This window comes from Pseudomonas sp. E315, assembly GCF_055406205.1.
In genome coordinates, this window is sequence record NZ_JBUZPJ010000007.1 from 144,741 (window position 1) to 167,838 (window position 23,098).

General features: G+C 55.2%; 22 protein-coding genes, 3 tRNA genes and 1 pseudogene. 13 read left to right on the plus strand and 13 right to left on the minus strand.

Annotated elements, in window-relative coordinates:
* The first annotated feature begins 7 nt into the window (after positions 1-7).
* From ACZRJQ_RS12325 to ACZRJQ_RS12360, 8 genes and pseudogenes are all read left to right on the plus strand, one after another.
* Positions 8-625, plus strand: a complete 618-nt coding sequence (locus ACZRJQ_RS12325; protein ID WP_463978633.1) for an Lcl C-terminal domain-containing protein — start codon at positions 8-10, stop codon at positions 623-625.
* A 54-nt stretch (positions 626-679) separates the two neighbouring features.
* Positions 680-1,036, plus strand: coding sequence for a four helix bundle protein (locus ACZRJQ_RS12330; protein WP_463978634.1), 357 nt, complete (start codon positions 680-682; stop codon positions 1,034-1,036).
* A 212-nt stretch (positions 1,037-1,248) separates the two neighbouring features.
* Positions 1,249-2,409, plus strand: a complete 1,161-nt coding sequence (locus tag ACZRJQ_RS12335; RefSeq protein WP_463978635.1) for an RNA-directed DNA polymerase — start codon at positions 1,249-1,251, stop codon at positions 2,407-2,409.
* 35 nt (positions 2,410-2,444) lie between these two features.
* Positions 2,445-2,615: a hypothetical protein gene (locus ACZRJQ_RS12340; RefSeq protein ID WP_463978636.1), complete on the plus strand. Its 171-nt coding sequence runs from the start codon at positions 2,445-2,447 to the stop codon at positions 2,613-2,615.
* The gene (locus ACZRJQ_RS12345) at positions 2,612-3,196 is read left to right on the plus strand and encodes a hypothetical protein (protein WP_463978637.1); all 585 of its coding nucleotides are present in this window, start codon (positions 2,612-2,614) and stop codon (positions 3,194-3,196) included. Before ACZRJQ_RS12340 ends, ACZRJQ_RS12345 begins: the two co-directional genes overlap by 4 nt.
* A 48-nt stretch (positions 3,197-3,244) precedes the next feature.
* Positions 3,245-3,565: pseudogene (locus ACZRJQ_RS12350) on the plus strand (hypothetical protein); the annotation flags it as partial.
* 163 nt (positions 3,566-3,728) lie between these two features.
* Positions 3,729-3,878 carry a hypothetical protein gene (locus ACZRJQ_RS12355; protein WP_463978638.1) on the plus strand — a complete coding sequence of 50 codons (150 nt, stop codon included), beginning with the start codon at positions 3,729-3,731 and terminating at the stop codon, positions 3,876-3,878.
* 55 nt (positions 3,879-3,933) lie between these two features.
* Positions 3,934-4,167: a helix-turn-helix transcriptional regulator gene (locus tag ACZRJQ_RS12360; RefSeq protein WP_238938443.1), complete on the plus strand. Its 234-nt coding sequence runs from the start codon at positions 3,934-3,936 to the stop codon at positions 4,165-4,167.
* Here ACZRJQ_RS12360 and ACZRJQ_RS12365 read toward each other — a convergent pair.
* From ACZRJQ_RS12365 to ACZRJQ_RS12380, 4 genes are all read right to left on the minus strand, one after another.
* A complete protein-coding gene (locus tag ACZRJQ_RS12365; protein WP_463978639.1) occupies positions 4,164-5,393 on the minus strand; it encodes a tyrosine-type recombinase/integrase in 1,230 nt (409 codons plus the stop codon). The genes ACZRJQ_RS12360 and ACZRJQ_RS12365 overlap by 4 nt on opposite strands.
* A 164-nt stretch (positions 5,394-5,557) precedes the next feature.
* A tRNA-Leu gene (locus ACZRJQ_RS12370) sits at positions 5,558-5,642 on the minus strand.
* A 56-nt stretch (positions 5,643-5,698) separates the two neighbouring features.
* Positions 5,699-5,774 (minus strand) — tRNA-His (locus tag ACZRJQ_RS12375).
* Between the two features lie 41 nt (positions 5,775-5,815).
* Positions 5,816-5,892: transfer RNA gene (locus ACZRJQ_RS12380), tRNA-Arg, on the minus strand.
* 280 nt (positions 5,893-6,172) lie between these two features.
* Here ACZRJQ_RS12380 and folD point away from each other — a divergent pair.
* Positions 6,173-7,027: a bifunctional methylenetetrahydrofolate dehydrogenase/methenyltetrahydrofolate cyclohydrolase FolD gene (gene folD / locus ACZRJQ_RS12385; RefSeq protein WP_059763133.1), complete on the plus strand. Its 855-nt coding sequence runs from the start codon at positions 6,173-6,175 to the stop codon at positions 7,025-7,027.
* A gap of 115 nt (positions 7,028-7,142) precedes the next feature.
* Here folD and cysS read toward each other — a convergent pair whose 3' ends face one another.
* Together cysS and ACZRJQ_RS12395 are read right to left on the minus strand one after the other, a co-directional pair.
* The gene (gene cysS, locus ACZRJQ_RS12390; protein ID WP_463978640.1) at positions 7,143-8,525 is read right to left on the minus strand and encodes a cysteine--tRNA ligase; all 1,383 of its coding nucleotides are present in this window, start codon (positions 8,523-8,525) and stop codon (positions 7,143-7,145) included.
* Positions 8,526-8,546: 21 nt separating this feature from the next.
* A complete protein-coding gene (locus tag ACZRJQ_RS12395; RefSeq protein ID WP_463978641.1) occupies positions 8,547-10,244 on the minus strand; it encodes a glutamine--tRNA ligase/YqeY domain fusion protein in 1,698 nt (565 codons plus the stop codon).
* A gap of 277 nt (positions 10,245-10,521) precedes the next feature.
* On the opposite strand from ACZRJQ_RS12395, the gene ACZRJQ_RS12400 reads away from it, so the two are divergent.
* Positions 10,522-11,025: a peptidylprolyl isomerase gene (locus tag ACZRJQ_RS12400; RefSeq protein WP_463978642.1), complete on the plus strand. Its 504-nt coding sequence runs from the start codon at positions 10,522-10,524 to the stop codon at positions 11,023-11,025.
* Complete coding sequence (gene lpxH / locus ACZRJQ_RS12405) at positions 11,022-11,771, plus strand: UDP-2,3-diacylglucosamine diphosphatase (RefSeq protein WP_463978643.1); 750 nt, start codon at positions 11,022-11,024, stop codon at positions 11,769-11,771. Before ACZRJQ_RS12400 ends, lpxH begins: the two co-directional genes overlap by 4 nt.
* 83 nt (positions 11,772-11,854) lie before the next feature.
* On the opposite strand, the gene ACZRJQ_RS12410 is transcribed toward lpxH, so the two are convergent.
* The 5 genes from ACZRJQ_RS12410 to ACZRJQ_RS12430 form a co-directional block, all read right to left on the minus strand.
* Positions 11,855-13,384: a DHA2 family efflux MFS transporter permease subunit gene (locus ACZRJQ_RS12410; protein ID WP_463978644.1), complete on the minus strand. Its 1,530-nt coding sequence runs from the start codon at positions 13,382-13,384 to the stop codon at positions 11,855-11,857.
* A 62-nt stretch (positions 13,385-13,446) separates the two neighbouring features.
* Positions 13,447-14,631: an EmrA/EmrK family multidrug efflux transporter periplasmic adaptor subunit gene (locus ACZRJQ_RS12415; RefSeq protein ID WP_463978645.1), complete on the minus strand. Its 1,185-nt coding sequence runs from the start codon at positions 14,629-14,631 to the stop codon at positions 13,447-13,449.
* 15 nt (positions 14,632-14,646) lie between these two features.
* On the minus strand, positions 14,647-16,116 hold the full coding sequence (locus ACZRJQ_RS12420; protein ID WP_463978646.1) for an efflux transporter outer membrane subunit: 1,470 nt from the start codon (positions 16,114-16,116) through the stop codon (positions 14,647-14,649).
* On the minus strand, positions 16,113-16,586 hold the full coding sequence (locus ACZRJQ_RS12425) for a MarR family winged helix-turn-helix transcriptional regulator (protein ID WP_463978647.1): 474 nt from the start codon (positions 16,584-16,586) through the stop codon (positions 16,113-16,115). Before ACZRJQ_RS12425 ends, ACZRJQ_RS12420 begins: the two co-directional genes overlap by 4 nt.
* Positions 16,587-16,775: 189 nt before the next feature.
* Complete coding sequence (locus ACZRJQ_RS12430; protein WP_463978648.1) at positions 16,776-17,384, minus strand: MiaE family protein; 609 nt, start codon at positions 17,382-17,384, stop codon at positions 16,776-16,778.
* 227 nt (positions 17,385-17,611) lie between these two features.
* On the opposite strand from ACZRJQ_RS12430, the gene ACZRJQ_RS12435 reads away from it, so the two are divergent.
* A complete protein-coding gene (locus ACZRJQ_RS12435) occupies positions 17,612-18,478 on the plus strand; it encodes a universal stress protein (RefSeq protein ID WP_463978649.1) in 867 nt (288 codons plus the stop codon).
* Between the two features lie 5 nt (positions 18,479-18,483).
* On the opposite strand, the gene ACZRJQ_RS12440 is transcribed toward ACZRJQ_RS12435, so the two are convergent.
* On the minus strand, positions 18,484-18,954 hold the full coding sequence (locus ACZRJQ_RS12440) for a DUF1289 domain-containing protein (protein ID WP_463978715.1): 471 nt from the start codon (positions 18,952-18,954) through the stop codon (positions 18,484-18,486).
* Between the two features lie 405 nt (positions 18,955-19,359).
* Between ACZRJQ_RS12440 and acnB the strand changes: the two genes are divergently transcribed.
* Entirely contained in the window at positions 19,360-21,960 is a 2,601-nt protein-coding gene (acnB, locus tag ACZRJQ_RS12445) for a bifunctional aconitate hydratase 2/2-methylisocitrate dehydratase (protein WP_463978716.1), read from the plus strand.
* A gap of 62 nt (positions 21,961-22,022) precedes the next feature.
* On the opposite strand, the gene ACZRJQ_RS12450 is transcribed toward acnB, so the two are convergent.
* Positions 22,023-23,093, minus strand: coding sequence for an AI-2E family transporter (locus ACZRJQ_RS12450; RefSeq protein ID WP_463978650.1), 1,071 nt, complete (start codon positions 23,091-23,093; stop codon positions 22,023-22,025).
* Positions 23,094-23,098 lie beyond the last annotated feature (5 nt).

Below are 23,098 nucleotides of genomic sequence, written 5' to 3' on the forward strand. Positions count from 1 at the left end.
AAACACCATGTCAGCAACAGCTCAAGCACTGCCTGTAATTGCTCTCCCTGCCATCGGCCAAGCCTTCGGCGGTGGCTTCTTCTCAGGTGTAACCGTTGAGAACGGTCAGCGCTATTTGAACATCACCGCCGGTGCGGCTCACGAACTTAAAGGTTCTTGGGGTGCTCGTGGCGTGATCGTCGAAGGCGCAGGGAGCTTCACCGATAGCCGCAGTAACACCGAGTCAATGGCGGCGGGCGGTAGCGAACTGGCTCAAAAGGTTTTGGCGCTTGAGGTTGGCGGCTACTCCGACTGGGCCATTCCAGCCCGCGACGTGCAGGAGCTGCAATACCGCCACCTCAAACCAACCGATGAAGAAAACTACAGCTGGAACCGGGATGGCGACAACGCCAACAGCTTACCGATTGGGCTGCTGTACACCGCAGAGTCACCAGCGCAGACAACTATCCCTGAATTCCGCAGTGGTGGTAGCGAAGCCTTCCAAGACTCTTGGTACTGGTCAAGCTCGCAGCGCTCCGCCGGCAGCGCGTTCTTCATGGACTTCGATGATGGCAATCAGAACAACGGCGGCAAGAGCCTCGAGCTCCGTGTCCGCCCCGTCCGCAGAGAGTTGCTGATTGACTAATTCGCTTATTTAATCCGGCCGCTTGCGGCCGGCTGCTGTTAGGAATCCCTGCTCATGGCAATGCACACGGACTTGCAGATCTACAAAGTGTCGATGGATCTACTCAGTCTCGCAACAAGCCTGACTCGCAACATTCCACGCGATTTAAAGCTGACGCTCAGCAAGCGCGTGATCGACGAGTGTATCGACGTGCTGATGTTGATTGCCCGCGCCAACTCGACAAGGAACAAGCACCCTCACCTTTCCTTGCTGGTCGAGAAAGTCCAGGTAATCGAATTCCTGATGAGGCTGTTTAAAGAAAACCGCTTCATCAGCATTGCGCAGCACGCCAAGGCCATCGAGGTGACCACCTCAATTGGCAAACAGGCAAATGCCTGGAAACGCTTCACCCCAACCGCGCCCGCCATCTGAGAGTTACGGCTTTCAGGTCTGTGCGATTTTGAATCTGGTCGTGCCGCTGATCTTCGGGTCACCGCCATGCGCATCAGAGATACCGCCGGTCTAAAGCGTCCGCGTAGGTCTCGCGCAGTTTCCTTGCTGATCGGCATTGCCTTCGGCTTGGCGACGTAGATAGCACGATAGGTCGCAGCGCTCCGCCAACAACGCATTCAACATGAACTTCGATGATGGCAATCAGAACAACAACGACAAGAACAACGAGCTCCGTGTCCGCCCCGTCCGCAGATTCGACTTTTGGCCCCTATCAGTTTCAGGATTTGGTGCAGGCTTATTACGACTGTCGGCGCTCCAAACGCAACAGCGACAGTGCTCTGGCATTCGAAATGAATCTAGAACAGAACCTGATCCAGTTACACGACGACCTGATTGCAGGCACTTACCAGCCAGGCCGTTCAATATGTTTTGTGGTCACTCGCCCAAAAGCCCGCGAAGTGTGGGCAGCAGCCTTTCGGGATCGAGTCGTACATCACCTGTTGTACAACCATGTTGCTCCCCGCTTCTATGCCAGCTTCATCGCTGACAGTTGCGCGTGCATTCCGGGGCGCGGGACGCTCTACGCTGCAAAGCGTCTGGAATCAAAGATCAGAAGCGCCAGTGAGAACTGGTCAAAACCGGTTTTCTACCTCAAGTGCGACTTGGCCAACTTCTTTGTCGCCATCGACAAGCAGGTGCTGCGCCGACAACTGGCCGAAAAGATCACTGAGCCTTGGTGGCTTGCACTTGCGGAACAGATCCTGATGCACGACCCGCGAGAGAACTTTGAAACAAGAAGTCCACGCCACCTGTTTGGCAGGGTGCCGCAACACAAGCGCCTGACCGCGCAGCCTGCGCATCTCGGGCTTCCCATTGGCAATTTGTCCTCACAGTTCTTCGCCAACGTTTACTTGGATGCCCTTGACCAGTTCGCCAAGCACCGGTTACAGGCAAAGCATTACATCCGCTACGTCGACGACTTTGTGTTTCTGCACGAATCACCGCAGCAGCTCAACGCTTGGCACGCAGAGGTCGAGATATTCCTGCAGACGCTGGGGGCGCGACTCAATCCCACGAAAACCATCCTGCAGCCGGTTGATCGCGGCGTTGACTTTGTCGGTCATGTGATCAAGCCGTGGCGACGAACCACTCGCAAGCGAGCAGTGGCTCAGGCACTCAAGCGAACAGCCGCAGCGCCCGCCGAGGATCTGCGCGAAACCGCCAACAGTTACTTCGGCCTGTTGATCCAAGCCAGCCATAGCGAAAAAGACCGCGCCGCACTGGGGCGTGTCGTGCTAAAGCGCGGTCATGCAGTCAACGGCAAGCTGACCAAAACTTACCTAAAACGCTAACTGCCTGCCGGGCATGAACCGATAAAGGATCACTTATGACCGTCATACGCCGAACAGTCAGGATCAACAGCGGCGCAATGCGGCCGCTGGACTTGAACGTCATGTGCGACCAATGCAACAAGTCACGCGCCCACGGCAACCACACTAAATGCAGCAAGTTGCGCCAAGCCGAAGCGGTTGAGCGGCGCGCACGGGAGAAGGTATGAGCAATCAAATCAAGCACAGAAAACTGGGCACTGAGCCGCTTGTGGGCCTGTACTACGTTTCCGAGTGCATCAAATGCGGCTGGATTGGCAGTTCTGGCGAGCTAACAGAAGACGACGCTCAATGCCTTCAGCCAGTTGGCGATGATCATTGCTGGGGTGACACCGATGAAATTGGCGCTGACCGCTTGCTGGAGCTGATGCAATCGGGAGCATTTGATAAGCCATACACCCTGCTCAAGAGCGAGCCGGTTGCGGTGCTGTATGCCGACGGGGAAGCTCTTACCAAAGCAGAATGCGGCAACAGCTTTGAAATTTGTTGCAAGGTAGAAACCCCACTTTACGCCGAACAACACGCACCGATATCAGTAGTGCTGCCTTTCGTCGAAAAGATAATCAGTAAACTACGCCGGTTCGATGAGTGTGCCAGCGACAACCAGGACGTTGATATTGGGCGCCATTGGTTTGATGTACTGACCCAGCTCGGGCTTCTGAATCGCGTGCAGCGCAGTCCGGCACATTGGGAAATGACACAACAAGGCGAAGATGCTTTGGAGGCTACCCGCCTAAACACCCCGCAGTAACCCCTCCCCCATTTCAAAACCCGCCGCAATTGCGGCAAGGACGAAGTCATGCCTGAAGAAATCAAATTGATCCAGCCAGCCCCAGTCGTGCGTGATGACATGGGTTCGTTTCAGCATCCAGATATGCCCGACTTCGACGAAGGTGACGGTGACGGTGACAAGTGCAAAACTTGGATCGCCGAGCAAGGCCTGGCCGTGGCAATGGTGAGCCTTGAGTACGCCGATGAGGGCGTTGCCAATCGCTACTTCGAATCCGGCGACCCAGACTATAGCTACTGGGAGCCCGACCGCCCCAAAGGAGAGGATTGGTTCTGCCTGGCGATACACGATACCGAAGACGGCCCTGTCTGCTGGTGGGCGCGCAGAGTGGCACTTGATAACCCGCTCACCGAGCTACACAACCCAGCGGTAGAGGAATGGCTTGAGGGTGTAGCCGCAGACCAAGGACCGGAAGCGGCCGACAAGTGCAAAGAGATCCTTTTCAAGTGCGGCTATTGCACCCAACTGATGCCATGAGTCTGGAGGCAGCGCTATGACCCACCAACCCAAAGGCGGCATGTGCTGCGTTTGCCAGCACGCTCGCCGCGATTGCAGCGCCCTTCCCTTCAAGTACATGCCACCGATCCAGCACGACACAAGCACAGTCATCGTGCGCTGCACTGACTTCAAGCGCCAAGCCTAAACCCAAACCTTACAACTCAATCAACCTGCCGGTGATCGGTGGGCGAGGTATCTCTATGCACGCTCCAATGCAGAACACCCCTAACATCGCAGCGCAACCAACCGAACTGATCGCGCTGCCCGAGGTGATCAAGATCACCGGATTCAAGACCACCAAGATTTACGATATGGTGAACAAGGGCGTTTTCCCGAAAAAGGTTCACCTCGGCACGCGCTCTGTGCGCTGGGTTAAAGCCGAGGTGTTGCAGTGGACTAACGATCTGATGGCGGCACGTGAGCACCGTGCCTAATCGGCCGCTTCGGTCGTGTCGAGAAAGTCCGCCCACTCTTGCATCATCACTCGCCGCTGTTCCACGTACTCCGCATGGTTGTACGTTTTGCGCACCTTGTTATCTCCCGCGTGGGACAGCTGAGCCTCAATCCAATCCTCTTTATATCCCATCTCATTTAAGGCCGTCGAAAGCGTGGCGCGTATCCCGTGCCCGGTTAGTCGGCCTTCATATCCCATTTTTTTGATTGCGCTGTTTACCGTGTTCTCGCTCATCGGCGTGTTGGGGTGGTTTCGCCCTGGCAACAAAAGCCGACAGTGATCGCCGGTCATGCCTTTCAATGCACGCACCACCTCTACCGCCTGCCGCGACAGCGGCACCAGATACGGCGGTATCACATCTCCCTCTGTTCTCACCCGGCTGCGCAACTGCTTTACGTTGTCAGCCGGTATCGTCCACAGCGCAGCATCCAGATCAAACTGGTCTGGTGTTGCGGCTCTCAGTTCCCCTGTGCGAACGCCGGTCAGCAGCAATAACCGAATGGCGTGCATGGTGAATACCGAGCCCTTGAAGTTACGCAGATCCAGCAGGAACGGCTTTAGCTCTGAGCGTTTCAGGAATGGGTTGTGTTTGGCGGGCGGCTGCACGGCGGCAACAATATCAATGTCAGCGGCTGGGTTGGTTTCAATCAAGCCTTGAGCCATTGCGTAGCGGAAGATCTGGTTTAGCCAGGTGCGACACTTCTCGGCTACGTTCAATGCACCACGCTTCTCAACGCGATGTACTGCCGCTAGTACATCGGCGCGTTTGATCTGACTGATGGGGATTTTGCCCAACATCGGAATCAAGTCTTTGTCCAAGTACCGGCGCGACTGAGCGGCACCGCCCTTAACAGCAGCAACCAAGCGCGGGGACTTGAAGTCGTACCACTTGTTGGCTACCACCTCGAAGGTGTTTTCCACCTCGGCACCAGCGGCGTGCTTGGCCTGCTTACGATCAATACGGGGATCAATGCCCTTGGCTACCAGCGCACGGGCTTGGTCACGCAGTTCGCGGGCTTCGCGCAGAGTTATTTCAGGATAGGTTCCAAGGGATATGCGCGGCTGCTTGCCGTGCCAGCTAAAGCGGAAGTGCCAGGACTTCTTGCCGTTGGCAGCCACGAACAGCGAAAGGCCGTCGAGATCGCTCAGCGTAAAGTCTTTGTCACGGGGTTTGGCTTGCCTGACAGCGGTGTCAGTAAGAGGCATTAGTACATCACCATAGTGCTCGAATTACCGATGGACTGGCTAATGTACTAAAAATGTTGGGAAGGTGGCGAAAGAAAGCGAAACGCCACAAAAGAAAAAACCCGCTCAAGGCGGGTTAATTCAAGGGTTTCACGAAAGCCTATGAGGCAGTGCGAAACCATATTTGGTGCGGACGGAGAGACTCGAACTCTCACACCTTTCGGCGCTGGAACCTAAATCCAGTGTGTCTACCAATTCCACCACATCCGCATTTCAAACTTTTGAAGCAAAGACGCCAGATGATTAATCTGGCGCCTTTCTAAATATGGGGTGGACGAAGGGGATCGAACCCTCGACAACGGGAGTCACAATCCCGTGCTCTACCAACTGAGCTACGCCCACCATATTGCCTTTGTTGCCTTACTTGTGCCAAAGCTGCCTAATGGCGCACCCGGCAGGACTCGAACCTGCGACCATCCGCTTAGAAGGCGGATGCTCTATCCAGCTGAGCTACGGGCGCCTTATTAATCTGTACTCTGTGACGACTACAAACTAAGTGCTTTCAGTATCACCAAGCTGGACATCAACTTCGCTCTACCTTCTTAACCAGTGCTAGGCTGTGCCCGACAAGTGCGACGAATGTTATAGGTGAGTTGGAAAGTCGTCAACTCTTTTTTCAAAAAAGTTTAGAAATATAAAGGGGTTAGGGGAATAAGCAGACCAAGCGCCTTTGCCCTTACGCCACGGCATGCGAGAATGCACGTCCTTTTTCCACCCTTTTCGATGGTTAATCACGCGTAATGACTGCACAACTAATCGACGGCAAAGCGATCGCCGCCAGCCTGCGCCAGCAGATTGCCAAACGTGTCGCTGAGCGGCACGAGCAAGGCCTGCGCACTCCTGGTCTGGCAGTGATTCTGGTCGGCAGCGATCCTGCCTCCCAAGTTTATGTTTCGCATAAGCGTAAAGACTGCGAAGAGGTAGGCTTTCTTTCACAAGCCTATGACTTGCCCTGCGACACCACCCAACAAGCACTGACCGATCTGATTGACCGCCTTAATGAAGACGCCAACATCGACGGTATCTTGCTGCAACTGCCGCTACCCGAGCATCTAGATGCTTCTAAGCTCTTGGAGCGTATTCGCCCGGATAAAGACGTAGATGGCTTCCATCCTTACAACGTCGGCCGTCTGGCACAGCGCATCCCGTTACTGCGCCCATGCACCCCTAAAGGCATCATGACCCTGCTGGAAAGCACCGGACAGGATCTGTACGGGATGGACGCCGTGATTGTCGGGGCATCCAACATCGTGGGCCGCCCCATGGCAATGGAACTGCTGCTGGCCGGCTGCACCGTCACAGTGACCCACCGCTTCACCAAAGATCTGGCCGGCCACGTTGGCCGCGCCGACCTTGTGGTTGTAGCCGCTGGCAAACCCGGGCTAGTAAAAGGCGAGTGGATCAAAGAAGGCGCTATCGTGATCGACGTTGGTATCAACCGTCAGGCAGATGGCAAGCTGGTTGGCGACGTGGTTTACGAGACCGCCCTGCCCCGCGCTGGCTGGATCACGCCAGTCCCAGGTGGTGTTGGCCCGATGACTCGTGCCTGCTTGCTAGAAAACACCCTTTACGCGGCTGAAACACTGCACGACTGAGTGTTAACGGCCCGCACACAGACGGCGCCCTCGGGCGCCGTTTTTATTGGCGGCAATAAATCCCACACAAACAAAAACCCGCACAAGGCGGGCTTCTGCTCAAACAACACATCATCTAGTCAGCTAAGCGCCAGGTTGTACCGCCCTTGCCATCTTCCAGCACAACGCCCATCGCGGTGAGCTGATCGCGGATACGGTCCGACTCTGCCCAGTCCTTACCCGCACGTGCAGCCAAACGAGCAGCAATCAACGCATCAACTTGCGCAGCATCCACCTTGCCTTCAGCACCGGCCTGCAAGAAATCATCGGCTTCAAGCTGCAACACACCCAGCACATCAGCCAGCTCTTTGAGGCGTGCGGCCAAACCAGCAGCAGCTTGCAGATCAGTATCACGCAGTCGATTGACCTCGCGAACCATCTCAAACAACACCGCACAAGCTTCTGGTGTACCGAAGTCGTCATTCATCACTTGCGTAAAGCGCTCAACAAACGCTTCGCCACCGGCCGGCTCGGCTTTTGGCAAGCCCTTAAGCGCATGATAAAAACGCTCAAGAGCTGCTTTTGCATCCTTGAGGTTATCTTCGGAGTAGTTGATCGAACTCCGGTAATGACTGGACACCAACAGGTAACGCACCACTTCCGGATGATATTTCTCCAGAACGTCGCGAATGGTGAAGAAGTTGTTCAAAGATTTGGACATCTTCTCGCCATTGATGCGAATCATCCCGCAGTGCATCCAGGCATTGGCGTAGGTTTTACCGGTTGCGGCTTCGCTTTGTGCGATTTCGTTTTCATGGTGTGGAAATTCAAGATCACTGCCACCACCATGAATATCGAACGTCTCACCGAGGCAGCACGTCGACATAACTGAGCACTCAATGTGCCAGCCCGGACGACCTGCTCCCCACGGCGATTCCCAGCTCGGCTCGCCAGGCTTGACGCCCTTCCACAACACGAAGTCCAGCGGATCATCTTTGGCTTCATCGACTTCAATGCGCGCACCAATGCGCAGATCTTCAATTTTTTTGCGCGACAACTTGCCGTAGCCCATGAACTTGGCAACGCGGTAGTACACGTCACCATTGCCCGGCGCATAGGCATAGCCTTTGTCGATCAAGGCTTGGATCATCGCGTGCATACCGGCAATGTGATCAGTAGCACGCGGCTCCATGTCCGGCTTGCGAATATTAAGACGCGCTTCATCTTCGTGCATTGCACCAATCATGCGCTCAGTCAGCGCCTCAAAGGTTTCACCGTTTTCACGAGCGCGATTGATGATTTTATCGTCGATGTCTGTGATGTTGCGCACATAGGTCAAATCGTAACCACTGAAACGCAACCAGCGAGTCACCAAGTCAAAAGCCACCATGCTGCGGCCGTGGCCCAGGTGGCAATAGTCGTACACGGTCATTCCGCACACGTACATCCGCACCTTGTTGCCATCCAGAGGCTTGAACACCTCTTTGCTTTTAGTAAGCGTGTTATAGATCGTTAGCACGACGACTTCCTTAAAACTGAATCACTGACCCCAAGAGTCACGCAGAGTCACGGTACGGTTAAATACCGGGCGACCGGGCTTCGAGTCCTTGATGTCTGCGCAGAAGTAACCTTCGCGCTCGAACTGAAAGCGGTCTTCCGGCTGTGCATTGCCCAACGACGGCTCAGCTCGACAACCAGTCAGCACCTGCAGCGAATCAGGGTTGATGTTTTCCAGGAAGCCCGCGCCGTCCTCAGCCTTTTCAGGGTTTGGCGAGCGGAACAGACGATCGTACAAACGCACTTCGCATTCGACGCTAGCGGCCGCTGGCACCCAGTGCACAACGCCTTTGACCTTACGGCCTTCCGGATTTTTACCCAGCGTTTGCGGGTCGTACGAACAGCGCAGCTCAACAATGTTGCCATCAGCATCTTTAATGGCTTCATCAGCCCGAATCACATAGCTGCCACGCAGACGCACTTCGCCCGCAGGCTCAAGGCGCTTATAGCCTTTTGGCGGCTCTTCCATGAAGTCGTCACGGTCAATGTAAATCTCACGCGCAAATGGCAAAACCCGTACACCCATGTCTTCTTTCGGGTGGCAAGGCAGCTCAAGGTTTTCAACCTTGTCTTCAGGGTAGTTCGTGATGATGACTTTCAGCGGACGCAATACGCACATGGCGCGCGGGGCACTGTGGTCAAGATCATCACGGATGCTGAATTCCAGCATGCCGAAATCAACTACGCCGTCAGAGCGGTTGGTGCCAACCATGTCACAGAAATTACGGATCGATTTAGGCGTGTAACCACGACGACGGAAACCCGACAGCGTCGACATGCGCGGGTCATCCCAGCCATGCACGTGCTTTTCATCGACCAACTGCTTGAGCTTGCGCTTGCTGGTGATGGTGTAGTTCAGGTTCAGACGCGAGAACTCGTACTGACGCGGCTTACTCGGCACTGGCAGGTTGTCGAGAAACCATTCATACAGCGGGCGATGGCCTTCGAACTCAAGGGTGCAGATCGAATGGGTAATACCTTCAATCGCATCCGACTGACCATGAGTGAAGTCATAGTTAGGATAGATGCACCACTTGTCACCAGTCTGGTGGTGATGCGCATGACGAATGCGATAAAGGATAGGGTCGCGCAGATTCATATTCGGCGACGACATGTCGATTTTGGCACGCAATACGCGCTTGCCGTCTTCGAACTCGCCTGCCTTCATGCGAGCAAACAAATCCAGGTTTTCTTCAACGCTGCGCTCACGGAACGGGCTGTTTTTGCCCGGTTCGGTCAGGCTGCCACGGTATTCCTTGGCTTGCTCTGGTGTCAGGTCACAGACGTAGGCCTTACCTTCTTTAATCAGGTAAACCGCCCAGTCATGCAATTGGTCGAAGTATTGCGAGGCATAGCGCACTTCACCGGACCATTCGAAGCCCAACCATTTCACGTCGCTTTCGATCGCGTCGATGTATTCCTGATCTTCTTTGGCCGGGTTGGTGTCGTCAAAACGCAAATGCGTCACGCCGCCAAATTCTTGAGCCAACCCAAAGTTCACGCAAATGGATTTTGCATGACCAATGTGCAGGTAGCCATTGGGCTCAGGCGGAAAACGGGTCACGATCTGTTTGCATTTACCCGAGTCAAGGTCCGCCTGCACGATAGGACGCAGAAAATTGGCCGGTACAGCAGGGCCAGCCTTTGGATTCAAAGTAGGGTCGACAGTGGGCTTGCTCATAGGATCCTTGAACGTAACAGGTGCGCGGCCTGGGTCGGCCGACTAAATCAAAGCGCCTATCATAGCCGATGCTGTCAAGTCCATGACAGAGCAGGCGCTCAATCAAAGCATTTGAAATACGGGCTTTTAATCCCCATATCGCAAAAACAGCATCGAAATGCCGTGCGGGCACGCTAAACTCCGCCCCACGGCTGTGTCTACCCAGCCAGCTTTTGTTCTGCGGCCACTTGGCCGAGCCTAAAAGCCCAACGAATTCCCTGATAGAGCGATACCCACCATGACCCAAGTAAAACTGACCACCAACCACGGCGACATCGTGATCGAGCTGAACGCTGAAAAAGCGCCACTGACTGTCGCTAACTTCATCGAATACGTAAAAGCTGGCCACTACGAAAACACTATTTTCCACCGTGTGATCGGCAACTTCATGGTTCAGGGCGGCGGCTTCGAACCTGGCATGAAAGAAAAGAAAGACAAACGCCCAAGCATCCAGAATGAGGCTGACAACGGCCTGTCAAACGACAAGTACACCGTTGCAATGGCGCGCACCATGGAGCCGCATTCGGCATCGGCACAGTTCTTTATCAACGTGGCTGACAACAGCTTCCTGAACCACAGCGGCAAAAACGTTCAAGGCTGGGGCTACGCCGTATTTGGCAAAGTGACTGAAGGTCAGGACGTAGTCGACAAAATCAAAGGCGTTTCGACCACTTCCAAAGCCGGTCATCAAGACGTTCCAGCAGAAGACGTGATCATCGAGAAAGCCGAGATCATTGAGTGATACTGCTGATTTCAGATTTGCATCTGGAAGAGGAGCGCCCGGACATAACCCGGGCGTTTCTGGATTTTCTGACGGGGCGTGCGCGCTCCGCCCAAGCGCTGTACATTCTGGGCGACTTCTTTGAAGCCTGGATTGGCGATGACGCCATGACGCCCTATCAGCGCTCTATCTGTGAAGCACTGCGTGCGCTAAGCGATAGCGGCACACAGGTCTTTTTGATGCACGGCAACCGCGACTTTCTACTTGGCCAGGCCTTTTGCAAGGCAGCTGGCTGCACCCTACTCAAAGATCCGAGCGTTGTAGATTTTTACGGCGAACCCGTGTTGCTGATGCACGGCGACAGTCTGTGTACCCGCGACCAAGCCTATATGCGTTTACGCCGCTACTTGCGCAACCCTATGACTTTGTGGGTTTTACGCCACTTACCGCTAAGCACGCGCCATAAACTGGCACGCAAGCTACGCAGTGAAAGCCGCGCACAGACCCGCATGAAAGCCAACGACATTGTTGATGTGACCCCGGAAGAAATCCCACGAATCATGGCGCACTTTGGTGTTCACACCCTGATTCATGGTCACACCCATCGCCCAGCCATCCACAAGCTACAAATTGGCGAACACGCCGCCAAGCGCATTGTGCTGGGCGACTGGGACCGCCAAGGCTGGGCGCTGCAAGTGGACGAGCAAGGCATGCAATTGGCGCCGTTTGATTTTGCGCTGAAGCTACCAACTCCTGCCCTCGAATAGCCCCGCAGGTTGCGATTTTTTGCGTGCACCCTCTTAAAAGATCGCAGCCTTCGTTTCTCGGCAGCTCCCCCACTTAATCAACATTAATGCCCGCTCGCCGCCGGCCCTGCTTTAGCCGCGAATGGCGGCTTAGCCAGCCACACCAGCAAGATCAACCCCATAAACAGCCAGCCCATCATCGTGAAGTAGTCGACGGTCGAAAACATGTACGCCTGACTGGTCAGCACCCGATCCAGCTGAGCATAGGCCTGATGACTCGCGCCCCCCAAACTTTCGAGCGAATGCCGGGTAATCGGGTCATAGGTACTCATGCTTTCGCTCATGTAGGCATGATGCTGATCTGCACGACGAATCCAGATCCAAGTGGTCAGCGATGCCGCAAAACTCCCGCCCAACGTACGCAAGAACGTCGCCAACCCCGCACCATCGGCAATCTGATGCGGCGGCAAGTCCGACATCAATATGCTCAAGGTCGGCATAAAGAACAGCGCTACGCCAATCCCCATAAACAGCTGCACCAGCGCAATGTGCTGAAAGTCGACCTCATTGGTGAAGTCAGCACGCATAAAGCAGCTCAAGCCAATCGCCAAAAAGGCCAACCCTGCCAATAAGCGCAAATCGAATTTATGGGCGTACTTGCCCACAAATGGCGAAATCAATACCGGCAAAATGCCAATCGGCGCGACTGCCAACCCCGCCCATGTAGCGGTATAGCCCATTTGCGTTTGCAACCACTGCGGCAAGATCAGGTTAATACCGAAGAATCCGGCATAACCCAGCACCAGCACGATGGTGCCGATTCGGAAATTGCGGTGGGAAAACAGACGCAAATTGACGATTGGGTGCTTGTCAGTCATCTCCCAAATGATGAATGCCGCCAGCGCCACCACGGACAATGCGGTGCCCAGCAGGATGAAATTGGACTCAAACCAGTCCAGATCATTACCTTTATCGAGCACGATCTGTAGCGCACCCACCCCGATAATCAGGGTAATTAGTCCCACATAGTCCATTGGCTGTCGGCTTATCACCACGGGACGGGCCTTGAGCTGCTGACGCACGACCATGACCGCAAAAGCGCCAATCGGGATGTTAATAAAGAAGATCCATGGCCAACTGTAACTGTCCGTAATCCAACCGCCCAAGATGGGCCCGGCAATGGGTGCGACCACCGTAACCATCGCTAGCAATGCCAGTGCCATCCCCCGTTTAGCGGGCGGATACACCGCAATCAACAGCGTTTGAGTCATCGGATACAGCGGCCCGGCAACCAAGCCTTGCAACACGCGAAAACCGACCAATTCAGGCATGGAAGTCGAGATGCCACATAAAAACGAAGCCAGCACGAACAACACCGTGGCCCATAAAAACAGCTTCACCTCACCAAAACGCCGACTCAACCAACCGGTCAGCGGTAGAGCAATCGCGTTGCTGACGGCAAAAGAGGTAATAACCCACGTGCCCTGCTCCGAACTCACGCCCAAGTTGCCCGAAATCGTGGGCAAAGCCACGTTGGCAATGGTGGTGTCGAGCACTTGCATAAAGGTGGCCAGTGACAAGCCGATAGTGGCCATCAACAAGCTAGGCGGGGTAAAAGACGCGTTTGCACTCATCGCAAATCCTTTAAAACATTGGGGTCAGCCCCGCCAGGCAGCGAGGCTTATGGATCGGCGAATCAGCGCGCAGCGCTGTTGCTGTCAATCAAACGCGTGATCAGAGCCTCGGCATCAGCCAATTGCTGCTCATAAACATTGGTGGTGAAGCTCGCCTTTTGGGGTGACTGTTGCGCCAGCACGGGGCCGCTTTGGTCATGCAAGTTCACATCAACGGTCGTCGACAAACCCACCCTTAATGGGTGCTTGGCCAGCTCGTCGGCGTTGATATGAATGCGCACAGGCACACGCTGCACGATCTTGATCCAGTTACCGGTAGCGTTTTGTGCGGGTAACAGGGCAAATGCACTGCCGGTGCCGGCACCAATGCTGTCGATGGAACCGCTGTACTTGACGCTGCTGCCATAAATATCGGCTTCTATATCCACTGGCTGGCCGATGCGCATTTTATGCAACTGGGTTTCCTTGAAGTTGGCGTCGATCCACAACTGATTAAGCGGGATGACCGCCATCAACGCAGTGCCCGGCTGAACACGCTGCCCTAACTGAACGGTGCGTTTGGCCACGTATCCGGTAACGGGTGCAATCAAGGTGGTACGTGCATGGGCTAGATACGCCTGGCGCAGTTGCGCAGCAGCGGCCATAACGTCTGGATGACTGGCAATGGCCGTATTATCGACCAGCGCAGTGGTGGTATTGAGCTGCTGCTCGGCATTGCGCAACGCACTTTGTGCAGAAGCCAGATCATCCCGTGCATGGGACAACTCTTCCTGTGAAATCGCCCCTCCGGCTGCCAGCGTTTTACGACGGCTATAGTTATCCTGAGCTTTCTGCACCTCAGCCTTCTGCGCGGCAACCTGCGCCTTCATCCCGTTCACATTGCTGAACAACCCCCTAACCTGACGCACCGTGCGTGCCAGATTGGCCTCGGCACTTTGTAGCCCCACCAGCGAGTCGCTCGGGTCAAAATTAAGCAGCACCTGACCTTCTTGAACCAGATCGCCATCATCGGCGCCGATACTCACTACCGTACCTGTCACCAAGGGCGTGATTTCAACCACATTGCCGTTTACATAGGCGTCGTCGGTGCTTTCATTCCAGCGTCCATACAGCTCTTGCCAGGCCCAAACCCCTACCACGACCAAAAGGACTAACAGTGCCAACCCGCCGAGCCATAGTTTGCGTTTACGCTGATTGCCAGCATCCTGAGTGTGTTGCGCTTGATCCGGTGTTTGCACAGTGGCCATGACGAGTACCTAAAATTATTCTGCCAGCGAGGCTTGAGTGGGAACGGCCACAGCCGTATTGCCGGGCTCAAAGCCGCCGCCCAGGGCTTGCATCAATTGAATCGAAAGGTCGATCTGCCCAGCATTCAAGTCTGCCAACTGGCGCTGGGCCTGAAGCAGTTGCTGTTCAATGCTGAGCACATCCAGATAGTTACCGACGCCGGAGCCATAACGCTGCAACACAGTGTTGTATGAGTCTTGCGCGATGTCGGTTGCACGTTGCTGTGCCTTGATTTGCTGGCCTGAGGCGCTTAACTGCTCAAGGGTGTCACTGACTTCCCCCAGCGCATTGACCAATATTTTGTTGTACTGCGCGACAGCCAAGTCGTAATTGGCATCTTCGGCATCAAGGCCGGCGCGCAGGCGCCCGCCATCAAAAATTGGTAACGAAATCGCTGGGGCGATGTTGAAAAAACGGCTGGCCGAACCCAACAAAGCATCGCCCAGCAACGATTGAGTGCCAGCCGCGACGGTTAAATTGAGGTTGGGATAAAAACGCGTTTTAGCCGCAGCAATATGCTTACCTGCCGCCTCAACCCGCCAACGGGCAGCAACTAGATCCGGGCGACGCCCCAGTAGCTCGGCTGGCAAGGTGCTCGGCAATGCCACAGCACTTGGCGACAGCACAGTGGGCCTTGTTATATCGATGCTGCGATCCGGCCCCTTGCCCAGCAACACAGCCAAAGCAATTTGCGCGCTTTTCAGCTGTTTTTCGGCACCGAGCAAGTGCTCTTGTGAGCTGGCCTCAAGGCTTTCGGTTTGCTGATATTGATAGTGGCTGTCGATACCTGCTTGCAGGCGTCGATGGCTCAATTCAAGCATCTGCCGAGTACGCTTTAGGTCATCGCTCGACAAATCACGAACACTGTAAGCGTGCCCCAGATCGCTGTAAGCGCGCGCCACATCGGCGGCGAGCGTCAGGCTCGCCGCCCGGCTGTCAACTTGTGCAGCTCGAGCCTCACCCAGCGCGGCCTCCCAGGCATCACGCTGACCGCCCCACAAATCGAAGGTGTAACTGAAGGTCAGATTAAGGTCGCGCACTGTGTCGTAACGCCCGCCCTGGCCGCTTGGGTCTTGGGAGCGTGACAAGCGCGAGCGCGTGACATCGGCCTCTGCATTGAGCGTAGGCATGCGATCCGCGTTGGCTGCGCTGGCCGCAGCAACCGCCTGATGCGCCCGCGCGCTGGCGATCTGCATGTCAGGGCTGTCGCGCAAAGCTTCTTCGATCAAACCATTGAGCTGTGCGTCACCCAAGTGCTTCCACCAATCTTTCTCTGGCCAGGTGGCTGGCGTCACATTGATGGCGCCCAGCGATTGCCCGGCCTTCAGGCTGTTGGCCTCAAGGCTCACCCCTTCGGTATTCAAGCCGTGGTAGTTGGCACAGCCCGCCAAGGCCGTCGAAACAAACACCAGACTCAAACCGGCGCGCAGCACGTTGTTGCTCATTTTTCACCTAAGCGCATGACGGTGATCGGATCACCCGCCGCCAGCAGTATTTTTTTGAGAATGTGTTCCAGGCTCTGCAACTCTTGCGGGGTAATGGCTCCCGCCAGTTGATTCATGGCATCAGCACCAATTGTTGGAAGCAGGTCAGCCAAGCCCTGCCCTTCATCGGTGAGCACCAGCCGCACTTGGCGCCTGTCTGCCTCGGAACGCTGACGCATCAACAGATTTTTTTGCTCCAGACGATCGAGCATGCGAGTCATCGAGCCACTGTCCAGCGACAGATGCCGACAGAGTTCAGCCGGGGTGTCGACGTCGAACTGCGCCATGATGATCAGCACCTTAAATTGCGCAGCCGTGATGCCGTAAGGCTCCATGTGGCTGTCAATAATCCGGTCTTTGAGCAGGGCAGTGCGCCCCAGCAGCAACCCTAAGGTGCAACTCTGGAAAGTATCTGGATGGAAATGTTTCATCTGAGCACCCAAAAGCTGCCTAAGCAGTAATGTTTCAAAATATTACTGTCTAGGCAGCTAATGTCAAGGCGATTATTAGGTAGCTATCTATTAGCCTGTAGGAATGCCCCAAGGAGCTGCCGCAGGCTGAGATCATTTGATGTTTAAAGATCGCAGCCTGCGGCAGCTCCTACGGGGAATTTGGTCATTTCAAGCGGCTGTAGGCACGCCGCTGTGAAAGCGAAACTCAACATCTGGCGACTCAATCAACTCCTGCTCAGCCGCCCTCACCCGCTCGATTACCTGAGCAATGTCTTTAGCGTCACCGTATTGATAGGCCAGCTTCAGATAACCCTGAAAATGCCGAGCCTCGCTTTTGAGCAAACCAAAATAGAACTTGCCGAGTTCTTCGTCCAAATGTGGCACAAGTGCTTCGAAACGCTCACAACTGCGCGCTTCGATAAAAGCGCCCACCACCAGTGTGTCCACGAGTTTTACAGGTTCGTGGCTACGCACCACTTTGCGCAAACCCGAGGCATAACGCCCGGCTGACAGCTGACGCAATTCGATTTTGCGTTTTTTCATCAAGCGCATGACTTGCTCGTGATGCACCAACTCTTCACGCGCAAGGCGCGACATCATATTGATCAGATCAACATGGGAGTGATATTTGGCGATCAAGCTCAGTGCGGTGCTGGCCGCCTTGAATTCACAGTTTTTGTGATCGATCAGCAGGGTTTCCTGATCGGCCAGCGCGGCGCTAATCCAGCCATCGGGCGTGCGACAGCCAAGAAACTCATGAATTTCAGGAAGGTTCACGCGCACGCTCCAGACCATTGAGGGTTGCACAACAGACTGACGGTGTTTTGAAGGATCGCTGACATGAGGCTCACTAAGACTGGATTTAGGCGGGGCAAAAGCCGCTGATTATACGGACGCCATTGCCCAGCACCAACCGCGCAGCTTGATATGTGTCAACACGGGTGCAACTGACGAACAACTATAGTGAAGTCATATCGCCCTTACCCCTTCTGGAGCACTCGGCCATGCAAGACATCCGCAAACTGTTAGTCGTTATCGAGCCCGCACTGATGGAAAGCCTGGCGCTCAAACGGGCCAAGCAAATTGCAAGCATCACCAAAGCGCATTTGCATTTGTTGATTTGCGATAAAGAGCACGATCATTCAGCTTTACTCAGCGTGCTGGAAAGCAGCCTTAAAGCAGAAGCACACAGCGTGACAACCAAGCAGGATTGGCACGAGAATCTACACACCACCATCATCAAGGAGCAGCAGGCCGCAAACTGTGGACTGGTCATCAAGCAGCACATTCCCGACAACCCGCTAAAAAAGCTGTTGCTAACCCCTGAAGACTGGAAGCTGCTGCGCTACTGCCCGTGCCCTGTACTGCTGACAAAAACCTCCCAGCCTTGGGAAAAAGGCGTGGTACTGGCTGCCGTGGACGTAGGTAATTCAGACCCTGAGCACATGGAGCTACATTCAAGCATTGTCAAACACGGCTTTCGCGTCGCAAGCTTGGCACATGCTCAACTTCACGTGGTCAGCGCCCACCCTGCTCCCATGCTCGCTGCCGTGGATGCGGCCTATCCGATCGACACCCAATACGAGGCGACTTACCGCGCCGCCTGCAAAGTCTTTCAGCAAAAGTTTGATATTGGGGACAGTCGCCTGCATGTAGAAGAAGGCCCGGCCGATGTGATCATCCCGCGCATTGCCAAAAAACTGAAGGCCGTAGTCACGGTGATGGGCACCGTAGCGCGCACTGGCTTTTCAGGCGCGCTGATCGGCAACACCGCAGAAGTGGTGATCGACAAGCTTGAAAGTGACATTTTGGTGCTCAAGCCCCAAGACATGGTTAAGCACCTTGAAGAGCTGGCGACCAAAAACGGATAGAAACACTAGTTACCTAGAGCATCCTTAAGAAAACTCGGTGCGATATACCGCTGATAGTGCGCTTCGGACAGCAGGAAGAATTCCCGATCAATGGCATCGCGCAGTTCGGGCAAACTCCAGTCGCGAAACTCAGGCAGTAGCACCATGCCATACGCTTCCAGTTGATTGATAACCCGCGCTCCGCGGGCAATCAACTGGTAAGCCCAGCAATATTCAGACTGATTAGGCACAAAACGAATTTTGCGCGCCAGCAACTGGTGGCGCAGTTTTTCGACATCAAACACCTCAACCTTGCCCGCCATCACCTGCACCAAAAGCTGCTCCAAACGCAGCCAGACAGCGCGTTTAGCTTGCTCGTCGTAACCGTTCCAGTTGATGACTTCGTGATGAAAGCGCTTGCAACCGCGGCACACGAGGTCGCCATAAACAGTTGAGCAAAGACCGATACAAGGCGTCTTGATGGTTTGATTGGGCATGGCGAAATAGAGCACTGCAGAGCGAAACAAGCGCCCATGTTAGCCCTTTGTCTAACGCAGATCACCCCTCAACCTTCAGGGGCTAACTTACCTTTACCAAGTTTTTCCCGTAGAATCGGCCTGCCTTTTAAGGCGCCAATGTCCGTTAGAAGCTGTTTTCAAAGCGTCACGAGCACAGTTGATCCTAAAGAACGGTGTTGGTGATGGGCCTTTGCACTGCAAATGCTCGCACCAACATGCTTCACCCCTCCGTTCAGCAGGCGTAAAACTTTGAAAACAGCTTCTGTTGGGAATCTCTGCAACTCTGGCTAAACGGCTCAAGAAGCCCCGCAGCGCATGAGTGCCTTGCATTCCTGGATGAGCGTCCCGGACACCCATTTGGGACCAATGATGAGGGTAATAACTGTGCTTGAAGCCTACCGCAAACATATCGAAGAGCGCGCAGCACTGGGTATCGTTCCCCAGCCGCTTAACGCCGAACAAACTGCAGGCCTGATCGAGCTGCTGAAAAACCCGCCAGCCGGCGAAGAAGAATTCCTCGTTGACCTGATCACCAACCGCATTCCGCCGGGTGTTGACGAAGCTGCTTACGTAAAAGCAGGCTTTCTGTCCGCCATCGCCAAAGGTGAAGCGACCTCCCCTCTGATCAGCAAAAAGCGCGCTGTAGAACTGCTTGGCACCATGCAAGGCGGCTACAACATCGTGACGCTGGTTGAAATGCTGGACGACGCAGAGCTGGCTCCGGTTGCCGCCGAGCAACTCAAGCACACCCTGCTGATGTTCGACGCGTTCCACGATGTCGCTGAAAAAGCCAAAAACGGCAATGTCCACGCTAAAGCAGTGGTGCAGTCCTGGGCTGACGGCGAGTGGTTCAAGAACCGCCCTGTTCTGGCTGACAAAATCAGCCTGCGCGTGTTCAAGGTCACCGGCGAAACCAACACCGACGACCTGTCGCCTGCACCTGACGCCTGGTCGCGTCCTGACATCCCGTTGCACGCCCTGGCCATGCTGAAAATGGCTCGCGACGGCATCGTGCCGGACGTACAAGGCTCCATCGGCCCGATGAAACAAATCGAGCAGATGCGCAACGACGGCTTCCCGATCGCTTACGTCGGTGACGTAGTCGGTACAGGTTCCTCGCGTAAATCGGCCACTAACTCCGTACTGTGGTTCTTCGGCGACGACGTTCCTTACGTACCGAACAAGCGTGCCGGTGGCTTCTGCTTCGGCAGCAAAATTGCACCTATCTTCTACAACACAATGGAAGATGCTGGCGCACTGCCAATCGAGTTCGACGTCAGCAACATCAACATGGGCGACGTGATCGACCTGTACCCGCACGCAGGCAAAGTCTGCAAGCACGGTACTGACGAGGTCATCACCACCTTCGAAATGAAGACCCCGGTGCTGTTGGACGAAGTTCGCGCTGGCGGCCGTATTCCGTTGATCATTGGTCGCGGTCTGACTGAAAAAGCTCGTGCCGAACTGGGTCTGGGTCCATCCGACCTGTTCAAAAAGCCAGAAGCACCTGTTGAAAGCACCAAGGGTTTCACCTTGGCGCAAAAAATGGTCGGCAAGGCATGCGGCGTGACTGGCGTTCGCCCAGGCACTTACTGCGAACCTAAGATGACCACCGTAGGCTCTCAGGACACCACCGGGCCAATGACCCGTGACGAACTGAAAGACTTGGCGTGCTTGGGCTTCTCGGCAGATCTGGTAATGCAGTCGTTCTGCCACACCGCGGCCTATCCAAAGCCGATCGACGTAACGACCCACCACACCCTGCCTGACTTCATCATGACCCGCGGCGGCGTTTCCCTGCGTCCGGGCGACGGCATCATCCATAGCTGGCTGAACCGCATGCTGCTGCCGGATACCGTCGGCACCGGTGGTGACTCCCACACCCGCTTCCCAATGGGCATCTCCTTCCCGGCCGGTTCTGGCTTGGTAGCCTTCGCCGCAGCCACTGGCGTTATGCCACTGGACATGCCGGAATCGGTTCTGGTTCGTTTCAAAGGCCAAATGCAGCCTGGCATTACCCTGCGTGACCTGGTTCATGCCATTCCTTATGTCGCAATCCAGAAGGGTCTGCTGACTGTTGAGAAGAAGGGCAAGATCAACGAATTCTCCGGTCGCATTCTGGAAATCGAAGGTCTGGACAACCTGAGCATCGAGCAAGCGTTCGAACTGTCCGACGCCTCGGCAGAACGTTCGGCTGCTGGCTGCACCATCAAGCTGTCCAAAGAGTCCATCACTGAATACCTGAACTCCAACATCACCCTGCTGCGCTGGATGATCGGTGAAGGTTACGGCGACGCTCGCACCCTTGAGCGTCGTGCTCAAGCGATGGAAGCCTGGATTGCCAACCCTGAACTGATGGAAGCCGATGCTGACGCCGAATACGCGCACATCATCGAAATCGACCTGGCTGACATCAACGAGCCAGTGCTCTGCGCTCCAAACGACCCGGATGACGCCCGTCTGCTGTCCAGCGTTGCTGGCGAGAAAATCGACGAAGTGTTCATCGGTTCGTGCATGACCAACATCGGCCACTTCCGCGCTGCGGGCAAGTTGCTGGACAAGGTCAAAGGTCAGTTGCCAACCCGTCTGTGGCTGTCGCCGCCGACCAAAATGGACGCTCACCAACTGACCGAAGAAGGCTACTACGGTATCTTCGGCAAAGCTGGCGCACGCATGGAAATGCCAGGCTGCTCGCTGTGCATGGGTAACCAGGCACGCGTTGAGCCGAACTCCACCGTGGTATCGACTTCGACCCGTAACTTCCCGAACCGTCTGGGTGACGGCGCTAACGTTTACCTGGCTTCGGCTGAGTTGGCGTCGGTTGCCTCGATCCTGGGTCGCCTGCCTTCGGTAGAGGAATACATGGTCTACGCGGCCGAGATCAACACCATGGCAGCGGACGTTTACCGCTACCTGAGCTTTGATCAGATCGCCGAATTCCGTGAAGCGGCTGCAAATGCCAACATCCCGGTTATTCAAGCGTAAGCTGATGCAGTAACGAAAAAGCCCCGATTTATCGGGGCTTTTTCATGCGTGGATATAAGTGTTTAAAGCAACGGCGCTACCACCTGCTGCTTGCGCGGCCAAGCATCGAGCACGGCCTTGAATAGCGTTGCCAACGGGATGGCAAAGAATACCCCCCAAAAACCCCACAGCCCGCCAAATAACAGCACCGCACAAATGATTGCGACCGGGTGCAAACTCACGGCCTCGGAAAACAGCAAAGGCACCAGCACGTTGCCATCCAGGGTCTGAATAACTCCGTAGACCGCCATCAGGTAGATGAACTGATCACTCCAACCCCACTGAAACAACGCAATCAACAGCACCGGAACCGTCACCACCACAGCGCCAACATAAGGCACCACCACCGACACCCCGACCAATAGCGCCAGCAATGCTGCGTAATTAAGGCCCATCGCGACAAATGCGATATAGGTGACGCCACCACAAATAAAAATCTCGATAACCTTGCCGCGTATGTAATTGGCGATCTGGCGATTCATGTCCTCAGCAACACGCGTGATCAGTGCTCGCTCGCGTGGCAGATAACCGCGCACCCAGCGACCAATCATGGCCCGGTCTTTAAGGAAGAAAAACACCAGAATCGGCACCAGCACCAGATAGATCATGATGTTGACCAGCAACGGCAAGCTGGACAGTGAGAACGTCAGTGCCAGTTGCCCGAATTTACCGATTTCACCCCGCGCCACCTCAATGGCTTGCAGCACCTGCTCATCTGACACCAGATGCGGATAGCGCTCAGGCAACAGCAGCAACAACGATTGCCACTTGGCAAGCATGCCCGGCAGCTCGTTAAACAGCGTAATCAACTGATGCCACAGCAACGGCACGAGCACTACCACAAACACCAGCAGCAACCCCATAAACAGTGCAAACACCAAACCCACCGCCGCTGCGGCCGGAACGCGAAGCCGTTCAAGCGCCACCACCAACCCTTGCATCAAATACGCCAGCACCATACCGGCCAGCACAGGGGCCAGCATGCCGCCCAACGTCAGCACGGCGGTAAATGCCAACACCAGCAACACTGCCAGCACCACCGCCTCTTCATCAGAGAAGTAACGCTGAACCCAATCGCGCAACACTTTAAACATCAAAA